The sequence below is a fragment of the Paenibacillus sp. FSL M7-0656 genome, assembly GCF_038003225.1.
In the GTDB taxonomy this organism is placed as follows: domain Bacteria; phylum Bacillota; class Bacilli; order Paenibacillales; family Paenibacillaceae; genus Paenibacillus; species Paenibacillus amylolyticus.
Genome location: NZ_JBBOOT010000001.1, coordinates 4,802,266 through 4,823,827, shown reverse-complemented (window position 1 = coordinate 4,823,827; position 21,562 = coordinate 4,802,266). Strand labels below are relative to the sequence as shown.

The window sequence follows — 21,562 nt, the reverse complement described above, 5'->3', positions numbered from 1 at the left end:
CCTCACAGCTCCTTACTTGTTGACTTTGTTGTAGGATTTCCACGCCTTGTCGAGCGCATCGATAACCTGCTGTTGATTTAATTGCCCAGAGTAGTAGCCTTGCAACGCTTTGCCTGACTCGTCTTTCACCGCTTGAGGAAGAGATGGGTCCTCATAAGCTTTACCTTCACTCACATATTTCTGGGCATCGTCTACCCACGGGAAGCTCTTGAAGTCATGGATCTTGGCAATCGGATTAAATTTAAGCGCTTCGAAGAATGCACTTGAATCCTTGTCATCGAGAATGTAGTTCACGAAATCGAGTGCCACTTCTTTGTTTTTGCTAGATGACGATACTGCCAGCGAAGTGGAGGTGCTCAGATTGATTTTGGTATCATCCGGATTGTCATTGATCGGCATTGGTGCTACACCAAAGTTCAAGTCCGGGTTGGACTTCAGAATGGTTTCGGCAAACCAGGGTCCCTGAATCCACATCGCGGCGCTTCCTGATGCGAAGGCTGCTGAACCATCATCTCCGCCCACTTCCAGCGCTTTGTCCGTTCCATTGGCATTGACGAGATCGAAGATATCAAACAATGCTTTCATATCGGAGAAGGAGCCCTGATCCTGATTCATCTTCTCCACGAAGTCTTTGTGCTCAGACTGAGTTAATGCACCCACGGTAAGTGGCAGGAATAATTGCGGAATCCAGGCTTCTTTGTAGGACAGTTCAAACGGTGTAATGTTGGCTGCTTTGAGTTTCTCCACGACCGCTTTCATTTCTGTTAACGTCGTTGGCACTTCCAGCCCTTGCTCTTCAAAAATATCTTTATTGTACAGATAGCCCCATGATACTGTTTCCAATGGAATAGCTACGATTTTACCCTCCGCATCCGTTATGGAAGGTTTAACCGAATCCAGTAGCTTATCGACAAAAGGTTGGCCCGACAGGTCTTCCAGATAACCAGCTTTGCTGAATGGTGGAATCTCATTGACTGCATGCAGGGCGAACACATCCGGTGCATCATTGGAGGCGAGACGAGTCTTCAGAATCTGAGGTGCATTGTCCGCAGGCGGCATCTCCAGTTGCACGTTCACTTCAATGTTTTTCTCTGCTTTCTCCTTAGCTTTGAACTGTTCTATATATTTGTCGTAATGTTCTTTCAGCCGAGGTTGTGCAACGAATACTTTGAGTGATACCGTGCTGCCTGATGCGGATTCCTCCTGCCCATTGTCCGTTCCTGCATTGGAACCGCAACCTGCGAGCAGAACACTGACCAGTACCGCACTTGCTACGCTTTTCCATACTTTCATCTCTTATGACCTCCCGGTGTGTAACTGGTTTGTCTTTCATAGGATCATTATATATCAGTAAATGAAAGCGCTTCATTGGACAAAATTAGACTTGTGTATTGGATTATTTTAAACCTTAATCCTGCCGCAAATGCTCTCTCGAATGTCTCATTCCGTACTATTGCCTGATTTACCTGATATACGAGCCTGTCCCTTCCGCATCTCCCCTGGAGATATTCCGAAATGCTTCTTAAACACTCGATAGAAGTAGGACACATCCTCATAACCCGCCATCTCGGCAATATGCTTGAACGGAATCTGTTCATCCATCACCCATTCTTTCGCTCTCGTCATACGTAATTGGACAACATAGTCGGTCACATTCACCTCATACTCTTTCTTGAATACCTTGCTGAGATATTCCTTGCTGACAAAAAAGATCTGGGCGAGCTGCTCCAGCGTAATCATCTCCATACAGTGCTGCTCAATGTATTGTTTCACCTCGTCCAGGTTCAGCTTATTCTTGAACTTACGCTGCGCAATCAGTTGCTCCAAAGCCTGATAGTACGGAGTCGAAATCCATGTGATCGTGGATTCGATGGAAGCCAGCGCAGACGCAGGAGGTAGCGCCGTTGCTTCGGGCCGCTCGTACAAGCCATTGGAGACGCACAGTTCGTCCAGCAAAGCCTGTAATTCATGAGCCACCCTTCCAAGCTGCCGAGGTCTGTTAATCTCACATCGTTCCAGCTTCTGCTGTAATTGCTGGAACCACTCCCGCAGACTCTGAACGTTTAGGTCATTAAACCGCAGGCGGGCCTGCTGCTGAAACAGGGAGAACTCACCTGCGAACGAAGATGGGTACGATTCCCACGATTCAGGTGCTGATTCAACCTTTTCCAACTCCCTTGCACATTTAGCAAGTACACCATTCAGTTCATCCGGATTCACCGGTTTGAGCAGATAATCAGCAGCCCGATGGCGGAGCGCATGTTTTGCATAATTGAAGTCATCATACCCGCTCACCACGATCACCTTGATCTGTGGGTACTGTCCGCTCAGCGTCTGTAACAGTTCCACACCGTCTGTACCGGGCATGCGCATGTCCGTAATGATAATGTGAGGCTGATGCTGCTTGACCAGTTGTATGGCCTGCTCGCCATCCTCTGCCTCACCTGCAACGGTCATGCCGAGTTCATTCCAATCTCCGAGATTGCGCAAAATATCCCGGTTCCACGGTTCATCGTCCACCAGTAGCACTCTGTACAGTTCCTTTGTCACAAGGCTTCGCCTCCTGTATTGCAGGGGATTCGTACCGTAACGCTCGTCCCCTGTCCATATTCACTTTCCATGCTCATCCCGTATTCAGGTCCAAAATGCATTACAATTCGTGAGGCCGCATTGACCAGTCCAATACTTGTACCTGAACTCCACACCCGATCTGCCTGCCGGGTAAGCCGCTCCAGTCTGGATTTCATCTCCGTTAGTTTCTCAGCATCCATACCCACACCGTTATCACAAATTCGAATGGTTACATCTTTAGGTTCATAGACGACCTCAATGCCCAGCTTCCATTCGCCCTGTTTCTTCTCCAGACCATGCAAAAATGCATTCTCCACAATGGGTTGCAAAGACAACTTGGGGATATAACACGCCCGAAATTCTCCCGTAATCTCCGTTGTATATTCAAGCCTGCCGGCAAAACGTTGCTTCTGAATCAGCATATAATGCTCCAACTGATCGAGTTCAGACTGCAGGGGCACCAGTCCATCCGGCGCTCGCACAATATAACGAAACATCTCGCTTAAGGCTCGAATGACCTTGTAACTGTCTGCCGGTTTTTGCGAGTAGACCATGCCGCCAATCATCTGCAGTGTGTTTTGCAGGAAATGCGGATGGATCTGGGATTGCAGTGCTTTGAGCTCGGCCGTCTGCTTCTCCAGATTCATTAGATAGTTGTCGCGAATATGTTCCCGGATACGACTAGCCATGCCGTGCAGATTTTTCTCCAGCAGACCAATCTCATCTACCCGGCCACTTCGCACCACTTCCCTGTCCTTGATCAGTTGAATACCCTTCATGGAATTCGCCAGTCTGACAATGGGTTTCGATGTACGCCAGGCTACGAGCGCAGCTAGTCCTACAGAAATGACGGTTGCCAGGCCACCCACAACCAATCCGTATTTCATCGTTTCCAAGGCACTTTCGTTAACGACGTGGGCAGGTACAATCTTGATCACACGCAGTCCTGACGGCTCAATGGAATGAAAAAATACGTATTCCTTGGCTGTACGAATGAAACCCGAGCTTTCTTTTGTGCCTGCCAATTTCTCCAGTGCTTCCGCAGACGGCTGAATCTCTTGGTTTGGCTGATAGACCGGACTGCCCGCGCTATCAGCAATGTATACCGCATAGTCTCCCCGGCTATCCAGCAGCTCCAGGGTCTGGTTGAACTCAGCCCACTTGACCTCCAGACTGATGGCCCCGATCTGTGCCTGATCCTCGAAGCGGTTCATGCTGCGGGTCATGTGAAACTTTTGCGGATCGTCCGGATCATTGATAATCGTAAAATCTTTATGTTGTGCAAAAAGCTCATGATATCCTTCCGGTATTTCCGATACCGCTTTGATGCGAGAATCCATCGAGTTGAAGGTGAACAAGGTGTCCAATTCCTTCAGGTACAGTTCAACGCCAAATACATAATTGCCAGCAGAATAGTATACACTGTTCAGCATATTGAACATGGCCTTCTGTTCATCGAATCGACTGGCCGCCGGCGCTTCCTCGTTCAACGCCAGATATTGATGCAATTCGTCACTGATCTGAATGGAATAAATAATATTGTTCATGCGCGCGAACTGTTCACCCAGATAGATGGAGGCCCAGTTCATATTGGCTCGGTTGGTCTCCATAATCTCCTTTTCCATGGAAAAGCGGGTATTCTCGGCTGCCATAGCGGTCATGGCAATGACGGGCAGAACAGCCAGAAGCGTCATGGTAAGAATCAATTTATTGCGAATGCTGCGTTTGAAAGGATCTATCAGCTTCCGATAACATTCGGTAAACACAGCGCATCCACTCCTGAGCTAAAATAGACAAACGCCCCAGCATGGAAGCTGAGGGCGCTTTGGTCTTTATATTCGTTTGGAAATGTTAAAATATCACGTTATACAATAGAATGAATGGTTACACGAGATCACTACGTGGTCAGAACAACCCTCTGATCGCTGTTATCACCGGATTTTTTTGATTCCCTTTTCTAAGGGGAAAATCCGTTGATAAAGGCGAGGTATATGCTTCCGATGCAGCTTTCTTTCAGAAAGCTTTTAGCTCCGCTTCCTCAGGTTTCTTCTGCCCTCTCCGTTAACGTGTACTTGTTGAATTCAACTTATATACCTATATTTATTATTTTCTATTATTGTTCGATAATCCGTATGCCCCATGGCTCCAGTTCGATCTTCTCTCCCGCAGCAATCGGGGTTCCTGCCAGAAGTTCAGTCCCTTCTCCATAAGCATTCACGAAGGATGTTGCCTCATCTGCATAATTGAAATAATAGCGAATCGTGTTCCCTTGATCGTTCACACCTGTCTTCACAATGATCGGAAAAGCCAGCTCCTGATCAGCTCCCCATACGCCCGCTTCCTTCATGACACGTTCCAACACCTTACGGATCACCGCAGAACTGGTGTAACAGCCGACATAGGTTGCTTTGCCTTTTCCATAGGCATTCTGGGTAATTGCCGCATATTCACCCCAATGTGGATGATCATACCAAGCGAGTACTTCAGCCGTTGTTGGTGTAATCAGTTCCATCCAGGTGTGAACTCGGTTCTGCTCCTCACCAACTACAAATGGATCATCGCGCAGCGAAACATGTTTTGGCTCTACAAAAAGGTTATAACTGATCCCGCATGCCTCACTAATTAGCCCGGGCTGGCGGGTAGAGCGTACCTTGATATGCTCATTTGCAAATCCACTTTTGAACGAGTAGACGATATGTCCGCCATCCTCTACGAATTGATTCAATTTTTCCAGCAATGCATCCGAAGCAGCATACAGAGCAGGTACAACGAGTACGTCATACTCCGCATAACTCTCAACCGATGGGTCGATGAGGTCACAGCCAATGTTCATCTTGTACAATTCATCGTACATCCAGCGCACCACGTCATTGTAGTTCTTGTCACTGGTGAAGTTAAACCCAAACCACTTGATGGAAGTCAGGGCCTCATTGCTGAACAGCACGGCCACCCGATTCTTTTTCTTCAGATTCACAAGCTTAGGACTCAGTCTTGCAAAATCCCTACCAATGGTCTTCGCTTCGTTGTACACCGGATTCGGTTCGAAATCATGACTGAGCAATCCTTTCCAATACGTCTCAAAGGAATTGTGCAACGAATGCCAGTGCCAGTAAGCGACCATGTTCGCCCCTGAAGCCAGATGACTGAATGCCTGCAAACGCAGCTGTCCCGGATAAGGAACCCAATGCCAGAACGCCTGCGCTTCGGTCTCCAGTACCAGATAATTCGATTGTTTGGTCGAACGCGCCACATCCCCGCCGAATGAAATCTCAATGCCGGTCAGATCATCCTGGGAAGGATGGTAGATGTCCACACTGGTGATGTCAAAAGGTTTCGATGCGGCAAAATGGTCCACATCCCCTTGAATGCCGTAGGAATATCCACGCCAATCGAAGTCAAAGTTCTGGGTAACAAACTGTCCTTCCTGTTTGTATTCATTCACGATCCCCACTTGCCAAGCCAAAAAGTTGGTTACCAACTGTCGCTGGAACTTGGCAAATTCAGCACCCAGACTGCCGTTGATCGTTCCTACAACAGACGGGAAGTCCTCCCAGCTATTGATCCGATTGCTCCAGTAGTCGAGGCCAAATTCCTTGTTAAGCTCATCCAGGGAGCTGAACTTGTTCCGCATATGTTTGACGAATTGCAGTTGTACATTATCTCCAGCCGTATTGTAATGCTTCGTCTCGTTATCTGTCTGATAACCGATTACCGCTGGATGTGTACTTACCCGAGAGATCAGCTTGCGGATGATCCGCTCGGCATAGAATAGATAGGTTGGATGTGTAATGTCCATGATCTGTCTTGCGCCATACTTGCCAGGTCCCTGTGAGGTTGTAGCCAGAATGTCCGGATATTCCTTGACCATCCACGTTGGAACAGCATACGTTGGTGTGCCAACGATGACCTGAATCCCCGCCTCATGCATGGCATTGAGCACACGATCCACGGAAGAGAAGTCAAATACACCATTTTGCGGTTCATGGGTACTCCAGGTTGATTCTGCAATGCGGACCACGTTAATCCCTGCATCCTTCATCATCTGAATGTCTTTGTCCAATCTTTCGTAAGGCATATATTCATCATAGTAAGCTACGCCATATAATAATTTGTCCATGATTTAATCTCCTTTTTAGGTGGAAAATATAGTGATCTTGACGTGTGCAAGAGTTGACATATTCCAATCCATAATGGTAGCGTTTACATTAATGTCGGTTGAAGAACTTGGATTGTTCAGCAACCACTTCAAACGCTGATGTATTCCATGGATTATCCATGCTTGCGTTAAACTGATTATAATGAAGTATACTACGGGTGCCGATTGTATAAGGCAAGTTGTTTTTACCCTTTTCCGAGGTGAATATGATGGATATCCGATCACAGCTCCGAGAAATGCCACACCATACGCTGGCCCACTGGCTGCCTATTATCGACTGTAACATCAAATTCTATGGTGCTCACAGCCAACAAGTACCCTGTGGATGGGCGATGCCGGAGGAATCACATCCGGGCTTTGAGATTATGTTGATCATCGAAGGTACGCAGGAGAGTGTGATTCATGGTTATACCTATACCGTGGAGGAAGGTTCCATTCTTCTCATTCCTCCCGGGTTCAAACATACAAATCAATGTGTATCCACGGAAGGCATGACTTATTTTAGCGCTCACTTTAATGTGGATGATCCGGTCTTCACCCTGAAGCTGATGTCACAGCACAGCCGAATCTACGCAGCAGGTACGGCAGATAATAGGAAGATGCGCGTTGTGCTGGAGAGTTGGATGGGGATGATTAACGTATCTGAAGCCTACACGTCCACTGACAAAATGATCATGCAGGCACGCATGTTTGAACTGTTCGCCCTGTTGTCCCAAGCCGCTGACAATGAACCGGAGGCCACCACTTCCGTTGCTGCTTCACATGCACCAGCTCCAACAGCCATGCATTATGCGGGAGCTATAGCGGAGGCGATCAAGCAGGCATTCCATGCCCAGCTTCGAACCAAGGAAAGCAGCGTATCCACGGTCAAAGTAGAGCAGATTATATCCTCGTTTGGCATCAGCCCGGGATATGGTTTACAGGTCTTTCGCAAGGTGTACGGGCGATCGCCCAGGGCTTACTTGTCCAGCTTGAAGTTGCAGGAGGCCAAAGTGCTGATCGAACAGCCAGAGCTGTCGCTCGGGGAAATTGCGTGGAAGCTCGGTTACACCCATCTGTCCCATTTCAGCAGACAATTCAAACGCTGGACAGGCCAAAGCCCGCTTCAATATCGCAATCATCATGCAGAAGCATCAGGCGATCCTGTAACCCACAGATCGGAATCGAGTCCAGAATCTTGATTACGGATACGCTCGTACTCTTCCGGCGTGTTCATATTACTCATTTGCATCGCTACTTGGTGAACACCCGCTCTCTCAAGCTCTTCCGTTTCGACATAACAGCAACCGATCTCTTCAAGCCATCGCATGACTCGAAGATGATCCTGTATCAGACGTTGCTCCAGATCAGGGAGCACTCGTATGTGGTAAGCCCCTGCAAGAGGGTGGACATGTCCATCCACGCGTGGAACGATAGCAGAATAAGAGTCATGCGCCTCGGCCAGCTTTTTTATCCCATCAAAAAAGGACGTTTGCAGGAGCGGCATATCGCAGGCGCATACCAGATTCCAGTCTGTATCGGAAGCTTCCAGCGCTGCGTGAAGACCGGCGAGTGGCCCCTTCCCCGGATAGTGATCCTGAACGCAGTCGTAGCCCATTGCACCGTAAGTTGTCACATTGGGTCCGGCAGCCACGATGATACGGGATACGGCGGGTCTCATGGCCTTTGTGACATGTTGCAGTACAACGGAACCGTTCAGTTCCAACATGGCTTTGTTGGTCCCCATGCGGCTGGATAATCCTCCTGCCAATATGATGCCTGTCCATTCACGCGTGTTCATGTTGTTATCCTCCCTCCTGGTAACGATATGTGTTTGACTACATCAATTTCAAAACGTTCGCTATGCATTGAATCCCCTTTCAACAAATGATACATTGAACAATATGCATTTGAAAGGAATGGCTTAATTGGACAGACCTGCACCTTCAAGAGGCAATCCCTCATTGGTTTCTCTGAAACTATATAACTTTTTCATATATGGAGCCATCTCCATCTTCGCCGGATTCCTGCAGTTGTATCTGCAAGAGATTGGTATGACCAAACTGGAGATTGGCAGTCTCATGGCGATTGGACCCTTTGTATCCTTGTTTGCCAACCCGTTCTGGGGTTTCTGGAGCGATAAATCTCGCAACATTCGCATCATTCTGATGATTATGATGGGAGGCACATTTGTGCTCGCCCAGGGTGTATTCTATGCGCCCACTTATACATGGATCTATGTAGCCATGATTTTCTTTTATTTTTTTCAAAGTCCATTATTTGCTCAAACGAACAGTCTGATTCTTGGATATATCGATGGTACAACCCAGAAATTTGGATCATTCCGGCTCTGGGGTTCACTCGGTTGGGCGCTGACTGCCGTCGCAGCCGGACCGCTCATTGACCGTTTTGGCATCGGCAGTGTATCCATTATATTTGCGTGCATGATTGCCACCGCCTTTGTATTATCCGTATTTCTACCCAGACAGCCGATCGCTTCGGATACACCGGTGGTTACTTTTCGGCGGTTTGGCAAAGTCATGTTCAATCCGTATTTTATGGCATTTATCGGCCTGGGTGTACTCGTATCGGTGCCTAATGCCATGAACAGTACTTTTATGTCACTATACATAGTAGAGATGGGTGGCGATAAACAGATGGTCGGCTGGGCCATCTTCACCTCATCCATTCTCGAAGTCGGCGTATTCCTGCTGCTCGACCGTTTACTCAAACGCAAAATGAGCATGCTCCTGGCATCTCTCATTCTGATCAGTGTGCTGTTTGCACTTCGCTGGCAGCTCATGGCAATGGCTAACAACCCACTGGAGATTGTATTCATTCAGTTGATGCACTCCATTACGTTTGGTGGGTACTTCTATGTGGGTACGCAACTGACCATGCTGTTCATTCCAAGACCTTATCGTTCTTCCGGTCAAGCGGTCTATACGATGGCCTGGGGAGGTCTCTCCGGCGTGATTGCCGGTCTGTTCGGCGGCTGGTTGTTCCAGAGCTTCGGTGCAGAAATCATGTATAGCATTGGCGTATTCTTCTCGCTCATCGGCGCTGTTGGATTTAGCATCATGTGGTTATCGAATCGACGTAACGGCTATCAGCCGGTTGTGTTGACGGAGATGGGCAATATGGATGAGGACAGATAATCTTTTGTTAGAAAAAGTTGAGAGATCGTTTTACACAAGAGCACTACGATGACAGAATACCCTTCCGATCGCTGTTATCCCCGGATTTTTTGATTCCCTTTTCAAAGGGTAAAACCCGGGGATAAAGGCGAACGCTCTGCTTCTTCAGGTTATTTCTGTCCTCTCCGTTATCGTGTAAATAAACCGTTCAAACATTCAAACAAAAGATTAAGCATAGGTGCAGTAAAGAGAAAAGGCGTCTAAGGTTTGTTGCTCCTAACGAACCTTAGACGTCTTATTTGCACTAATTTCACGAAATTCTAAAGCCAAGGAATCTCAGCCACGTTATTTCGCGTAAAAGACGCTGAAAATCCAAAAAAGACAGACCGAACGAGGAAATAAGGTGTCTACGATTCATTACGTTGCTGGAATGTCCAAATACACTTGAATAACGTGTCTTCGGTTCGTTAGATTTTTGCCTCATACGCACACATAAGGCCTCAGCTCATGTTCATGTTCATGTTCATGTTCATGCGAAATTGTATTACTACGTCTAAAACTGGACCTGGCTAGATCCAGAGAAACAATAAAGGGCATCCTTCGCCATGATCATGACGAAGGATGCCCTTACTTTTACTTTTATAAATTGGCTGATTACCAGTACTCTGATGAACAGACCTTAAGTTCTTCCAACGGCCTTACGCCTTCGGCAGTTGGAATGAGCTTTTCAGGGATACGACCCGGTTAAATACCGGACGTCCTGGTTCGGAATGTTTCGGATCTACACTGAAGTAACCATGACGGAAGAATTGGAATTTATCCTGAGCATTCGCTTCTTTCATCTCTTGTTCCACATACCCATTAACAATCTCAAGGGAGTTCGGGTTCAATTGATCCAGGAACGTTTTCTCCGGTTGCTCTTCCACAACCTCAGCTTCAGCCCCAGCTACTGCCACTTCCACCTCTGCTTCCGGTGCTTCATCCAGGATCAACGGCTCGTACAGACGGAATTCAGCAGGTACCGCTTGAGTCGCTTCTACCCAGTGGATTGTTCCTTTGACTTTACGGCCAGTGAATCCACTGCCGCTCTTTGTCTCCACATCATAGGTACAATGAATCTCGGTTACATTACCTTCTGCATCTTTGATCACATCGTTACATTTGATGAAGTATGCATGTTTCAGACGAACTTCGTTGCCAGGGAACAAACGGAAATATTTGTTCGGCGGATTTTCCATGAAATCGTCTTGTTCGATATAAATCTCACGGGAGAACGGAATTTGGCGATTACCCATCTCTGGGTTCTCCACATTGTTCTCTGCTTCAAGCCATTCCACTTGTCCTTCAGGATAGTTGGTGATGACCACTTTGAGTGGGTGCAACACAGCCATCGTGCGCGGAGCTTTCAGTTTCAAGTCTTCACGTACAAAGTGCTCCAGCGTTTGCAGGTCGATAACTCCATAGTTTTTGGAAATGCCTGTCTCATATACAAAATCACGAATAGCTTCCGGTGTATAACCCCGGCGGCGCAGACCCGAAATTGTCGGCATGCGTGGATCATCCCATCCATCCACATGTCCTTCATCTACGAGCAGTTTCAGCTTCCGCTTGCTTGTTACCATCTGGGACAGATTCAGCCGACCAAATTCATATTGACGTGGTTGGTTCTCCATCTCACACTCGGCAATAACCCAATCGTAGAATGGACGTTGATCCTCGAACTCCAGGGAACAGAGGGAATGCGTTACACCTTCAATTGCATCTTCGAGCGGGTGAGCAAAGGCGTACATTGGATAGATACACCATTTGTCGCCCGTGTTATGATGATGTGCATGAGAAATCCGATAAATAACCGGATCGCGCAGATTGATATTAGGTGCAGACATATCGATCTTGGCACGCAGCACTTTCTCTCCGTTCTTGAATTCACCTGCACGCATACGTGTGAACAAGTCGAGATTCTCTTCCACTGAACGATCACGGTACGGGCTGTTCTTACCCGGCTCCGTCAGCGTTCCGCGCATTTCACGGATTTCGTCGGCGCTTTGGTCGTCGATGTAAGCTTTACCTTTTTTAATCAACAAGACAGCACGGTTGTACATCTCGTCAAAATAATCCGAGGCAAAACGTTTCTCATTCCACTCGTATCCGAGCCATTTCACGTCTTCCTGAATCGATTGAACGTACTCTACATCTTCCTTGACCGGATTCGTGTCATCAAAGCGCAGATTCGTTTTGCCGCCAAATTCGCCGCCCAGCGTAAAGTTAATCCAGATCGCCTTGGCATGGCCGATATGCAGATAACCGTTCGGTTCCGGAGGAAAACGGGTAATAACTTCCTGGACTTTCCCAGACCGGAGATCTTCGGTAATAATATTTTTGATAAAGTTAGGTGGGGTTGTACGATTGTCCACAGGTATCAAACCTTTCATGAATGGATTGGAGCCTTAGGGAATTGCTGCAATTCCGGCTATAATTCCTTAATAACGAAGTCATTTCCTGAAAAAATCTATTTTCTTGGAAAGTTTCGTACGCGTTTCATTTAAATATACCTTTAACGGGGGAGGAGTTCAATAAAGAACGGCACCAAAGTCAGGATCAGCCGTGCATAAATAGGCCCTAAACCATTTTGACGGGTTCGCTCGAATCATGTAGCATGATAGTAAAAACAAATTAAAGGGAGGGTTTCCCATTCCATCGAACTCGCTTAAACTGACCAAAGAACAGCAGGATGAAGCCATTCGCACCATCCAGTCGTATTTCGAAGAGGAACGTGGCGAAGAACTCGGCGATCTGGCCGCTTGGGGTGTCCTCGACCTGTTCATGACACAGCTCGCTCCCTACATATATAATCAGGCACTCCGTGACGCACGCACAACGGTCAATCAACGCATGGCCTCAATGGAAGAAGACCTGTTTGCACTGGAGCAAAAGTTACCCAAGACTTCCCGCTAATCCACTACAAATACGTGTTCAAAAAATCTGGTTTCATATTCGATGCTGATAATGCCGTTAGGCATGATTCGTAATCAAAAGTGGACTTTTTTGAACAACACTATACAAAGAAAGAAGGTTGCATTCATGTTTACCTATTCATTGGATGAATATACCGAACTCCGGCCACTGGCCATGGAACATACCAAACCACTGTTCGAACTGACGGATCGCTCGCGGGATCAACTGAGACATTGGTTGCCGTGGGTGGATCATGTGACAGAAGTGGAACACACCTCGAACTTTATTACCAACGCGTTAAAACAAGGTGCCGAGAATGGCGGATTCACCGCCGGAGTATGGTCAAAAGGGGATCTAGCCGGCGTCATTGGATTCCACGAAATTAACTGGACCAATCGCTCGGTAAGCATCGGATATTGGCTTGGCAAAGGCTTTGAGGGTCAAGGCTTGATGACAAGCGCTTGTCGCGTTCTGGTTGATTATGCACTGGTGACCCTGGATCTGAATCGCGTCGAGATTCGCTCGGCAACAAATAACAAACGGAGTCGCGCTATCCCTGAAAGACTCGGATTTGTTCTCGAGGGTGTCATTCGTCAGGCAGAGAAACTGCCTAAAGGTTACGTGAACCATGCGGTGTACGGCATGCTTCAGCATGAATGGGAACTCTTGCGCTAATTCGCCTACATAATGAATCGGGAGTGATCTCTCCCAACATAATGGATCAACACGAATACCCTCGATCTCCACGTAATGTGGTGACAGAGGGTATTTTATTTTATTCAATGACTTTTATAGTGCTCGGACCATACCACCATCCACGATCAATGAGGTTCCGGTAATGTACGTATTGGCTCCGGATAACAGGAATACAACCGCTTTGGCAAACTCCTCTGGTTGACCATAACGGCCCAGTGGAATCTCTTTACGGAATTGGTCAGATACCTCTTCCTCACTGATTCCATTCTGCTCAGCCCGTGCTGCATCCAGCTCACGTATACGGTCTGTTGCAATACGTCCTGGCGCCACCGTGTTGATCAAAATTCCGTATGGAGCAAGCTCTTGAGACAAGGTCTTCGCCAATCCAAACACGCCGGTACGGAACGTGTTGGACAGCACCAAACCCGGAATGGGTTGTTTCACTGAAGTTGAAGCGATATTGACAATGTGTCCTCCACTTTCTTTCATATAAGGAAGAGCACCGCGAATCAGCCTTACATAACTGAGTACATTTAATTCAAATGCACGTTCCCAATCCTCATCCGTCAGTGACTCAAATGAACCCGATGGCGGGCCACCCGAATTGTTCACCAGAATATCAATCTGTCCAAACATTTCTGCTGTCTTGTGAATCAGAGCCTCAATATCTTCCTTGCGTGTCACATCGGTTGCACAATATTCCACACGTCCGCCACCACCAAGCGCCAGAAGCTCATGCTTCACTGCTGCGAGCTTTTCTTCGCTCCGGCTGGCAAGCATGACGTCAGCACCTTCTGTTGCCAATTGAGCAGCCACTGCTTTGCCTAGCCCGCGACTGGAAGCCAGCACCAATGCTTTTTTACCCCTAAGTCCCATATCCATCGTTGTTCCTCCTCCTCAGCTATGTTTCTATTTGGTCTGGATAAAATAACCCATAAGAATATCGTCCACATATTTGCCTCCGATATAAAACTCGGACACCAACCTGCCTTCCGTCACAAATCCACACTGTGTATAAAACGTGATGGCTCCCGGATTGCTGGAAAGTACGCGCAGCCTGAGCTTGCGAACGCCATGTTCAACCGCATGCTGCTTAATGGCATCCATCAAAGCTGTAGCAATGCCACAACGCCGATCATGAGGGTGAACTGCAATATGAATCTCATAGACATGACGATTGACCGGCATACCTGTGGCTGGCTGAAAGCCCACATAACCACATACCCGCTCTCCCTGCACCGCAATCAACTGGCTGCCTGGCGGACAATGCTGCAGATATTGCTGTCTGGAGCGCCACTGCATCGGTGCAGGTGAGGTGTATTTGTCCCATACCAGGGTGTCCAACTCCATTAGCTGGGCTGCATCTTTAATCTCAGATGGACGAATCGTAAATGTATGGCTGGTAAGCATAATGATTCAACCTTTCGTGCTATAGTCGACAACGCTGTACGTTACACGTCGGGAGATTTTAGAAAGTTTAGAAACTTAGGAATAGGAAGACATTGTTCGTTTACTTACTATTTAAGTTTTTTTGTTCTATATATTGTAGCATAGCCTCAGCTTTGACTAAAATTCCACTCGATATTGAACCTTTTCGCAAAATGAAATAATCACTTAACCTTGCCCTAACGTCATAGTTTATACTGGTTCGATAAGGAGGGGATGCATGATGAATATCAAAGAGGCAGCAAGCAGGCTTGGTATATCGGCGAGAGCCATTCGTTTTTATGAGGAAAAAGGATTAATTCTACCCGCCAAACAGTCCAATAACGGGTATCGTACCTATACGGAGAATGATATCTGGCGGCTTCAGACCATTGCTGCACTGCGTGAGATTGGCATGTCGCTACAGGATATTACACATGCGCTCGGAGAGATTGATCAAGGGAATCAGCAGCGGCTGGAAGAATATCTGGAACTGCAACAGGCCGTCATGTATGCCCAGTGGATTGAGTTGAAACGTATGATGGATACAACCCAGCGCATGATTGACCTGAATCGTCAGGACGGTCCGCTGGATGTCAGCCATCTGCACGATCTCGCAGACAGTGCCCGTCGCCTGCGTGAAGCACGGCAGAACTGGCATGATCGGTGGAATTATGACATGCAGGCAGCCATCCATGATCAGCGAGTGCAGGCAGAAGGCAGAGTCAGTACTGAACACCCCAATTCAGAGGACAGGCATCATTCGGCCAACCCCTCGCCTATAAGCGATGAGAATGAAGTTTCACATCCAAACCATAATGCAGGTCATTCCACGCCGGGCGATTCCAATGATACGGTACAGTCTTCCTTTTATCTGTATCACAACTATGACGAAGCGCTCGAACAGACAGCTCATTGGATCTCTCCCGCCCTTGGTGAGAAAGGACTTGATATTGGTACAGGCACAGGTAATCTGGCTGGAAAACTGCTACAGCACGGCGCAGACATGACTGCAATCGACCAATCCCGGGAGATGCTACGCAGATGTCGTACCAAATATCCTGAGATGCATGTGAAACTTGGTAATTTTCTGGCGTTGCCTTTTACCGATCATTCCTTCGACTTTGTTGTATCCAGCTTTGCTTTCCATCATCTAAGTCCAGATCAGCAACTATTGGCTTTACAGGAGATGCAGCGGGTATTAACCTCGCGTGGACGTATCGGTCTAACGGATCTGATGTTTGTTGATGCGACTCACCGTGATTCCTATATTCGGCAGGCAGAAACCACAGGACACGAGGAACAGCTGCGCGCCTTACGCGAGCGTCACTTCCCTCTGCTGGGTGAGCTATGCAGCTGGCTGGAACAACAGGGCTATGTAACCAAGCATGTGCGGCATAATGAGCTGTTGTACACGTTGCTGGCGGTCCCGCTGCGCTAGTGGATTATGAGCATATGCCAAAAAGGCCATCCCGCCTTGATTAAAGGAGGATGACCTTGGTGTACATCATGCTATGAAATTACATATAGATATCAACAACCGTACGCTCAGTTGCACTGCGTGCTTGTCTGAACTCATCCAGTGAGATGCTTACTCCGCCTTGACGGTAACGGTTCGCTGTACGCTCAGTACGAATGTCTTTGCCATTCACCGCTACACGGCTCACAGCACCTTCGTTCAAGTGATAAATGAACGTCACTGGCTCACCCGCATACTCGAATTCGAATTGCATGCCGTTCAGCTCAGCTGGCAATACCGGGTCAATGACCAGATCGCCGCCCTCTTGACGAATGCCAAGCGCATTGGAGATCAGCTGGTTCATGTAGATTCCAGGGCCGCTGGAGTAGATTCTCCATCCGCCTTTCACTTGTACAGTCCCTTTACGAAGCTGGTCAAAATGCTCCTGTGCCTCGTAACGCGTATTAAACTTACCGTCCGAACTACTGAAGTATGAGTTCGCTTGGCGAATCTCCGCGTTAGGTACAACCTCGCCGATACCAACCGGGTTGATCATCGCGAGACCATTCCACACCTGATCTGTCTTACCCAGCTTCGCCATCGCTTCCACGTAACGGATATGGGCGTGCACATATTGCAAACCAATCTCACGTCCGAAGTTGGACGCTTGCTCTGCACGTTTGAAGTGTGTGCTTACACCACCAGCATATTGAGCTGGACGATTCATCAGACGCACGCCATCCGGGCATAGGAACTGCTCACGGATCAAGGCATAATGCGATTCTGCTTGCTCCGCATTCAGCAATTCACCGATCATGCTGCGCGTCATTGGCAACAGTCGATATTGAATGCCTGTCTCTGTGTCTGTTGGATGAAGCATCAGCTTCGCTTGGTCCGCTTCTTCCATGTATACAAAGCCTGGAATCACATCTGTGCCCAGCATGTAACGGTTAAAGTCCTCACGGATGCCTTGAGCCAGCACGTCAAGCTCCTGTGCAAAGTCCGCATCCTTGAATTTCAGCACTTGCGAGAGCACGTTCACGGACTGATACGTCAATGCCACCGTCCAACTGCTCACCATGTATTGCTTCAGCTGTGCATTGGCTGGTTGAAGCGTATCATCCCAGTCGCCATCTCCGTAGGAAGACAGGAACGTATCGTGCAGGAAGTGCGAACGGATATATTCGATCTCTTTTTTCGCGTGATCCAGCACCGTTGCCGTCTCTTCCGTGAACTCGAAGCTATGTTTCACGGTATAAGGTACTTTCTCATCCAGGATTGCATAGTCGCGAGTCGCTGTCAGGTAATCCGCCAGCACTTTCAACGGCCATACGATGATGTCGCCATGGCTCTCTTCCTGTTGAATCGCAAAGTATTTATCAAACATGAACCATTGCGGCCAGTTGCCATCATCTTCATATTGGTGGGTATAAACCATTTTGATGATATCGCGAACTTGCTCATATTTTTGCGTTGCCATAAAGTACTCCACCGGACCTTGGCACACATCTCGTGTACCCCAAGCCGCGCCACCGTACTGCTCCAAACCGTGAGGCACAGAATAGTGAACCAGCATATTGTGGGTGTACCACCAAGCCAGCGCATTTACTTTGAACAGATCCTCTGCACTCTGACCTTCTCCACGGGACAAACGGAACCCGTTCATCACACCTGCGAAGAACTCGCGGTATGCCTGCACTTCCTCTTCAAACGTCTGGCTTGAACCTGCTACCACTCCGCTGTCCGCTTGACCTTCCAATACCCCTTGTACCTTCAGCGTCCATTCAGCACTCGCTTCCAGACTAAGCGTAACCAGTGATGCGGAACCACTGCGGATACCACTTGCCAGCAACGTTTCGTCCCCTACATTCACAGCTGCGCCATCCACCGACATGCGGTATTGCAGATCCGGATATGTTCCAGCACTAATCGCTTGCGGATCAGCCTTGAAGATCAAAGTATCGCCATCCTGCGTCATATGTAGCGGATACTCGTATTCATTCACATTCATCGTAATCTGGTTTGTTACCAGGTAACGGTATGCTGTGCCACTTGTGGAGCGTACGTTCATGCTCACTTCGGTGGTGTGTGCCCCTGTATAGTTCGTTACGATGATCGTATCGGATGCCGTTTTGTAGATCCAACGTACATAGTTGAAGCCAATTTCGAACAGGGAAGGCATCGTCAGCAGACGATATTGTCCGTCCATTTCCACATAGATGCGTTGTCCCGCCGTTTTCGGCACGTTTAATGCATTGCGAGCATTACTGATCATTTTATTAAAATTGGTGTTACCAATAACGAGTTGTGAGTTGAAAATACCGTACATATACGATGTTGTCGTAATAACCTGTGCTCCAAGTTGCACGTTGCCTCCACTCATCAGAATGTGACCGTGCGGACGCTCTACGAGCAATTCTTTTGCTTTCAGAACGATATGTTCATAGCTGCCTGTGAAGAAGGATAACAGTTCCTCACCGCTGTGCTCTTCCTGATGACGATCAGGGAACAGATCATGAATCTCATCTTGCGTCAGATCAAGCGTAACCAGTGGTTCACCAAGGAAGGAGGACAGTTTTACCTGTTCCAACGTGTCACCATTTTCCACAGTTAGAGCCTGTACTTCATTCCATGCTGCTGTAACTTCATCTCCGAATTCCAGTGCAGAGATCGCTTCGGCATGATTAGGCTTCGCCAGTCCATAAAAGACCACCTGAGCTTCTCCGTTCAGATTCAGCAGTTCAGATTGCAATGCCGTATAGGCAAATTCATACTGATATGTCTCATTTGCCAGCGTTGGGTGAGTCAAGCTCTCTGGTTGATTCGTTTCCTTGTATGACAGACCGAAGAATTGGAATCCATCTGTGGAGTAACCAACTGCTTTGGTCAGGGAACCTTGTTGCATATAAGGAAATGCACCGCCCTGAGGCTGGTTTTGACGGGAACAAACGACATAGCCTTTCGCCTCATCTTCAAACACCGTATGGTCAATGTATTGTGACAGATAAGCCTCATTACTGCGTACCGCACCTGGATCTGCAAGCCCAACATCCTGTCCGTATACCACATCTACGTTATGTTGTTGTCCTGTGAGCTTCACATCCCAGAACCATACACCTTGAGGTGTAGCCGTAAATACGACCTGATAGCCAATGCCTTTTTCGCTACCTTCCAGCTGGACTGTGCCCTCCCAGATCAACTGGTTGCTGGATTGTGCCTTGCTTGTAATCACCTTGCTGTTCGAACGTACACCGAGCAACGGGAACGAGCTGATATTCTCTCCCTCATGTACACGCAGGTACAGGTTGTTCAATGATCCATCAATCTGGTTGCTGAGCAACTGGTTCAACATCGTTGTACCGGATGTAGCCTGGTATAGGTCGCCACTGTTCAAAAAGGTAAAGGATAACTCTCCGGCACTTAACCGGATCGGTTCATTAATCATCGTTGTCATAAGGTTCACTCCTTGAATTAGTTAAAATCGAAACGTTTCGATAAATTTGAAAAAGAATAGGGGCCTCTTCAAACCGGCTTTTTACAGCCCGTCCGGACGATAACCCCATCATTAAACTTTTACTTCAGCATGCAGGCAGTTCTTTGTTGTTCAGACTCGGTCTAAACCGAACGTACAGAGCTGCGCTCGATCATATTAATCGTTAACGTATATGAAGGGTCAACCGCTTCGCCATTGAGCATCTGGAATAACAGATGTCCGGCGAGCGACCCGGCTTCATGCTTCGGCTGGCGTATCGTTGTCAGCGGTGGATGCACATATTCGGACAACTGAATATCATCAAAACCGATCACTGAAATATCATTTGGCACCGATACACCACGCTCTTCCAATGCCTTCAGGCCACCAATCGCCATCTCATCGTTACCGTAAAATACAGCTGAGGGAAGATCGCCCTGCATGATCATCATTTTGGTTGCACTGTATCCGCCCTCACGTACAAAATTACCGCTCAGACGCCATTTGGACTTTTCTTCAAGTTCCGCTTCCCGCATCGCTCGCAGATACCCTTGGTAACGGAGCGCGTTGTCATACGAGTTGGATGGACCGCTGATATAAGCAATCTTCTGATGTCCAGCCTGGATGAGGTGGCGGGTAGCAAGGTAACCGCCCTGCTCTCCATCCACCAGCACGTTGACCAGATGGTCACTCGACAGCTGACGATCCATCACAATGATGGGAAAACGATGACCGGCAGATTCTACCAGAATATCATCATGAATGTTATGCGCCAGAATGATGGCTCCATCTACTCTTTTTTCACGCAAAAATCGCACTGCCGTTGAATCCCGTCCACCCATGGAGCTGCAAGCAATCAGGTCATACCCGTTCGCGAGGGCTACATCCTGTACACTACGGATCAATTCCGAGTAATATGGGCCCGACAGATCGGTCAGGATCAAAGCGATCGTGTTTGTCCGGCTCCGTTTCAGGTCCATGGCAAAGCCGTTCTTGCGGTAATTCAGTTCTCGTGCTGCCTCAAGCACTTTAGCCTTGGTCTTGGCACTAACCTTGCTATCCCCGCTCAGCGCATAGGAAGCAGTCGAGAGTGCTACACCTGCCAGCTTTGCCACATCCTTAATCGTTGCCATTCCACGTTCGCTCCTTCTAAACTATATATAAATTGAACTACAGAATATTTACACTGACCACTTCGATGACAGAACAACCTTCCGATCGCTGTTATCCCCAGATTTTTTGTTTCCCTTTTATAAGGGTGAAAATCCGGGGATAAAGGCGAACGCCTTGCTTCTTCAGGTTCTTTCTGCCCTCTCCGTTTTGTGTAAATGTTAGTTCAATTTATATAGAACAAATTCTAAGGTTACCCACATTTTATACGGTACATGGTTAGAACAACCACTAAATCCTTCATTATCGTTTATTAATCTTTATACATATCATAGCGATGGATGTCAATCGAAACGTTTCGAGGTGTTCTCAAAAAAAATCCTCGTTCCCATCCTTATGGGGCCACGGTTGAATGCGTCCCGTTCCAATCCATACCATTAGTGATGGTCATGACACGTCTTTCAATCTGGCGCTCTATAAACAGTTCGTGCCTAATACAATGAAACTGGCAGTAAACGCCAGATTGAAACGTTTCGACATTTTCATTATAGTCGGTGTTGATAGCGATTTCAACCACTTTATCTATTTTTCAAATAAAAAGT

At 47.7% G+C, this 21,562-nt stretch carries 15 protein-coding genes; 5 read left to right on the top strand and 10 right to left on the bottom strand.

Annotation, left to right across the window (positions count from 1 at the left end; translation table 11 throughout):
- Nucleotides 1-12: 12 nt before the first annotated feature.
- The 4 genes from MHI01_RS21285 to MHI01_RS21270 form a co-directional block, all read right to left on the bottom strand.
- Nucleotides 13-1,293, bottom strand: a complete 1,281-nt coding sequence (locus MHI01_RS21285; RefSeq protein WP_047840742.1) for an ABC transporter substrate-binding protein — start codon at nt 1,291-1,293, stop codon at nt 13-15.
- A 147-nt stretch (nt 1,294-1,440) separates the two neighbouring features.
- Nucleotides 1,441-2,550, bottom strand: coding sequence for a response regulator (locus tag MHI01_RS21280; protein WP_340984069.1), 1,110 nt, complete (start codon nt 2,548-2,550; stop codon nt 1,441-1,443).
- Nucleotides 2,547-4,337 carry a sensor histidine kinase gene (locus MHI01_RS21275; RefSeq protein ID WP_340984068.1) on the bottom strand — a complete coding sequence of 597 codons (1,791 nt, stop codon included), beginning with the start codon at nt 4,335-4,337 and terminating at the stop codon, nt 2,547-2,549. The genes MHI01_RS21280 and MHI01_RS21275 overlap by 4 nt, the downstream gene beginning before the upstream one ends.
- A 347-nt stretch (nt 4,338-4,684) precedes the next feature.
- Complete coding sequence (locus MHI01_RS21270; protein WP_340984067.1) at nt 4,685-6,688, bottom strand: beta-galactosidase; 2,004 nt, start codon at nt 6,686-6,688, stop codon at nt 4,685-4,687.
- A 248-nt stretch (nt 6,689-6,936) separates the two neighbouring features.
- Between MHI01_RS21270 and MHI01_RS21265 the strand changes: the two genes are divergently transcribed.
- Entirely contained in the window at nt 6,937-7,908 is a 972-nt protein-coding gene (locus MHI01_RS21265; RefSeq protein WP_340984066.1) for an AraC family transcriptional regulator, read from the top strand.
- On the opposite strand, the gene mobA is transcribed toward MHI01_RS21265, so the two are convergent.
- On the bottom strand, nt 7,848-8,507 hold the full coding sequence (gene mobA, locus MHI01_RS21260; RefSeq protein WP_340984065.1) for a molybdenum cofactor guanylyltransferase: 660 nt from the start codon (nt 8,505-8,507) through the stop codon (nt 7,848-7,850). The genes MHI01_RS21265 and mobA overlap by 61 nt on opposite strands.
- Before the next feature lie 163 nt (nt 8,508-8,670).
- Here mobA and MHI01_RS21255 point away from each other — a divergent pair, with 163 nt between their 5' ends.
- Entirely contained in the window at nt 8,671-9,864 is a 1,194-nt protein-coding gene (locus MHI01_RS21255) for an MFS transporter (RefSeq protein WP_036612688.1), read from the top strand.
- Nucleotides 9,865-10,541: 677 nt separating this feature from the next.
- Here the strand turns inward: MHI01_RS21255 and MHI01_RS21250 are convergent.
- The gene (locus MHI01_RS21250; RefSeq protein ID WP_127548964.1) at nt 10,542-12,275 is read right to left on the bottom strand and encodes a glutamine--tRNA ligase/YqeY domain fusion protein; all 1,734 of its coding nucleotides are present in this window, start codon (nt 12,273-12,275) and stop codon (nt 10,542-10,544) included.
- 259 nt (nt 12,276-12,534) lie between these two features.
- Here MHI01_RS21250 and MHI01_RS21245 point away from each other — a divergent pair, with 259 nt between their 5' ends.
- Both MHI01_RS21245 and MHI01_RS21240 read left to right on the top strand, forming a co-directional pair.
- Complete coding sequence (locus tag MHI01_RS21245; protein ID WP_076253656.1) at nt 12,535-12,798, top strand: DUF2164 domain-containing protein; 264 nt, start codon at nt 12,535-12,537, stop codon at nt 12,796-12,798.
- 126 nt (nt 12,799-12,924) lie between these two features.
- Nucleotides 12,925-13,473 carry a GNAT family N-acetyltransferase gene (locus MHI01_RS21240; RefSeq protein WP_036612698.1) on the top strand — a complete coding sequence of 183 codons (549 nt, stop codon included), beginning with the start codon at nt 12,925-12,927 and terminating at the stop codon, nt 13,471-13,473.
- A gap of 114 nt (nt 13,474-13,587) precedes the next feature.
- Here MHI01_RS21240 and MHI01_RS21235 read toward each other — a convergent pair whose 3' ends face one another.
- Together MHI01_RS21235 and MHI01_RS21230 are read right to left on the bottom strand one after the other, a co-directional pair.
- A complete protein-coding gene (locus MHI01_RS21235) occupies nt 13,588-14,376 on the bottom strand; it encodes an SDR family oxidoreductase (RefSeq protein ID WP_340984064.1) in 789 nt (262 codons plus the stop codon).
- Nucleotides 14,377-14,403: 27 nt separating this feature from the next.
- Nucleotides 14,404-14,904: a GNAT family N-acetyltransferase gene (locus MHI01_RS21230; protein ID WP_340984063.1), complete on the bottom strand. Its 501-nt coding sequence runs from the start codon at nt 14,902-14,904 to the stop codon at nt 14,404-14,406.
- Nucleotides 14,905-15,163: 259 nt separating this feature from the next.
- Between MHI01_RS21230 and MHI01_RS21225 the strand changes: the two genes are divergently transcribed.
- Nucleotides 15,164-16,360, top strand: coding sequence for a MerR family transcriptional regulator (locus MHI01_RS21225; RefSeq protein ID WP_340984062.1), 1,197 nt, complete (start codon nt 15,164-15,166; stop codon nt 16,358-16,360).
- A 79-nt stretch (nt 16,361-16,439) separates the two neighbouring features.
- Here the strand turns inward: MHI01_RS21225 and MHI01_RS21220 are convergent, their stop codons facing one another.
- Nucleotides 16,440-19,832, bottom strand: a complete 3,393-nt coding sequence (locus tag MHI01_RS21220) for a GH36-type glycosyl hydrolase domain-containing protein (RefSeq protein WP_340984061.1) — start codon at nt 19,830-19,832, stop codon at nt 16,440-16,442.
- Nucleotides 19,833-19,993: 161 nt separating this feature from the next.
- The gene (locus MHI01_RS21215) at nt 19,994-20,983 is read right to left on the bottom strand and encodes a LacI family DNA-binding transcriptional regulator (protein ID WP_340984060.1); all 990 of its coding nucleotides are present in this window, start codon (nt 20,981-20,983) and stop codon (nt 19,994-19,996) included.
- Nucleotides 20,984-21,562: the final 579 nt, after the last annotated feature.

Bases quoted from the DNA above. Each gene is read 5' to 3' on its own strand.
- MHI01_RS21285 (WP_047840742.1), bottom strand. From the start codon at position 1,293: ATGAAAGTATGGAAAAGCGTAGCAAGTGCGGTACTGGTCAGTGTTCTG.
- MHI01_RS21270 (WP_340984067.1), bottom strand. From the start codon at position 6,688: ATGGACAAATTATTATATGGCGTAGCTTACTATGATGAATATATGCCT.
- MHI01_RS21265 (WP_340984066.1), top strand. From the start codon at position 6,937: ATGGATATCCGATCACAGCTCCGAGAAATGCCACACCATACGCTGGCC.
- mobA (WP_340984065.1), bottom strand. From the start codon at position 8,507: ATGAACACGCGTGAATGGACAGGCATCATATTGGCAGGAGGATTATCC.
- MHI01_RS21250 (WP_127548964.1), bottom strand. From the start codon at position 12,275: ATGAAAGGTTTGATACCTGTGGACAATCGTACAACCCCACCTAACTTT.
- MHI01_RS21240 (WP_036612698.1), top strand. From the start codon at position 12,925: ATGTTTACCTATTCATTGGATGAATATACCGAACTCCGGCCACTGGCC.
- MHI01_RS21235 (WP_340984064.1), bottom strand. From the start codon at position 14,376: ATGGATATGGGACTTAGGGGTAAAAAAGCATTGGTGCTGGCTTCCAGT.
- MHI01_RS21230 (WP_340984063.1), bottom strand. From the start codon at position 14,904: ATGCTTACCAGCCATACATTTACGATTCGTCCATCTGAGATTAAAGAT.
- MHI01_RS21225 (WP_340984062.1), top strand. From the start codon at position 15,164: ATGAATATCAAAGAGGCAGCAAGCAGGCTTGGTATATCGGCGAGAGCC.
- MHI01_RS21220 (WP_340984061.1), bottom strand. From the start codon at position 19,832: ATGACAACGATGATTAATGAACCGATCCGGTTAAGTGCCGGAGAGTTA.
- MHI01_RS21215 (WP_340984060.1), bottom strand. From the start codon at position 20,983: ATGGCAACGATTAAGGATGTGGCAAAGCTGGCAGGTGTAGCACTCTCG.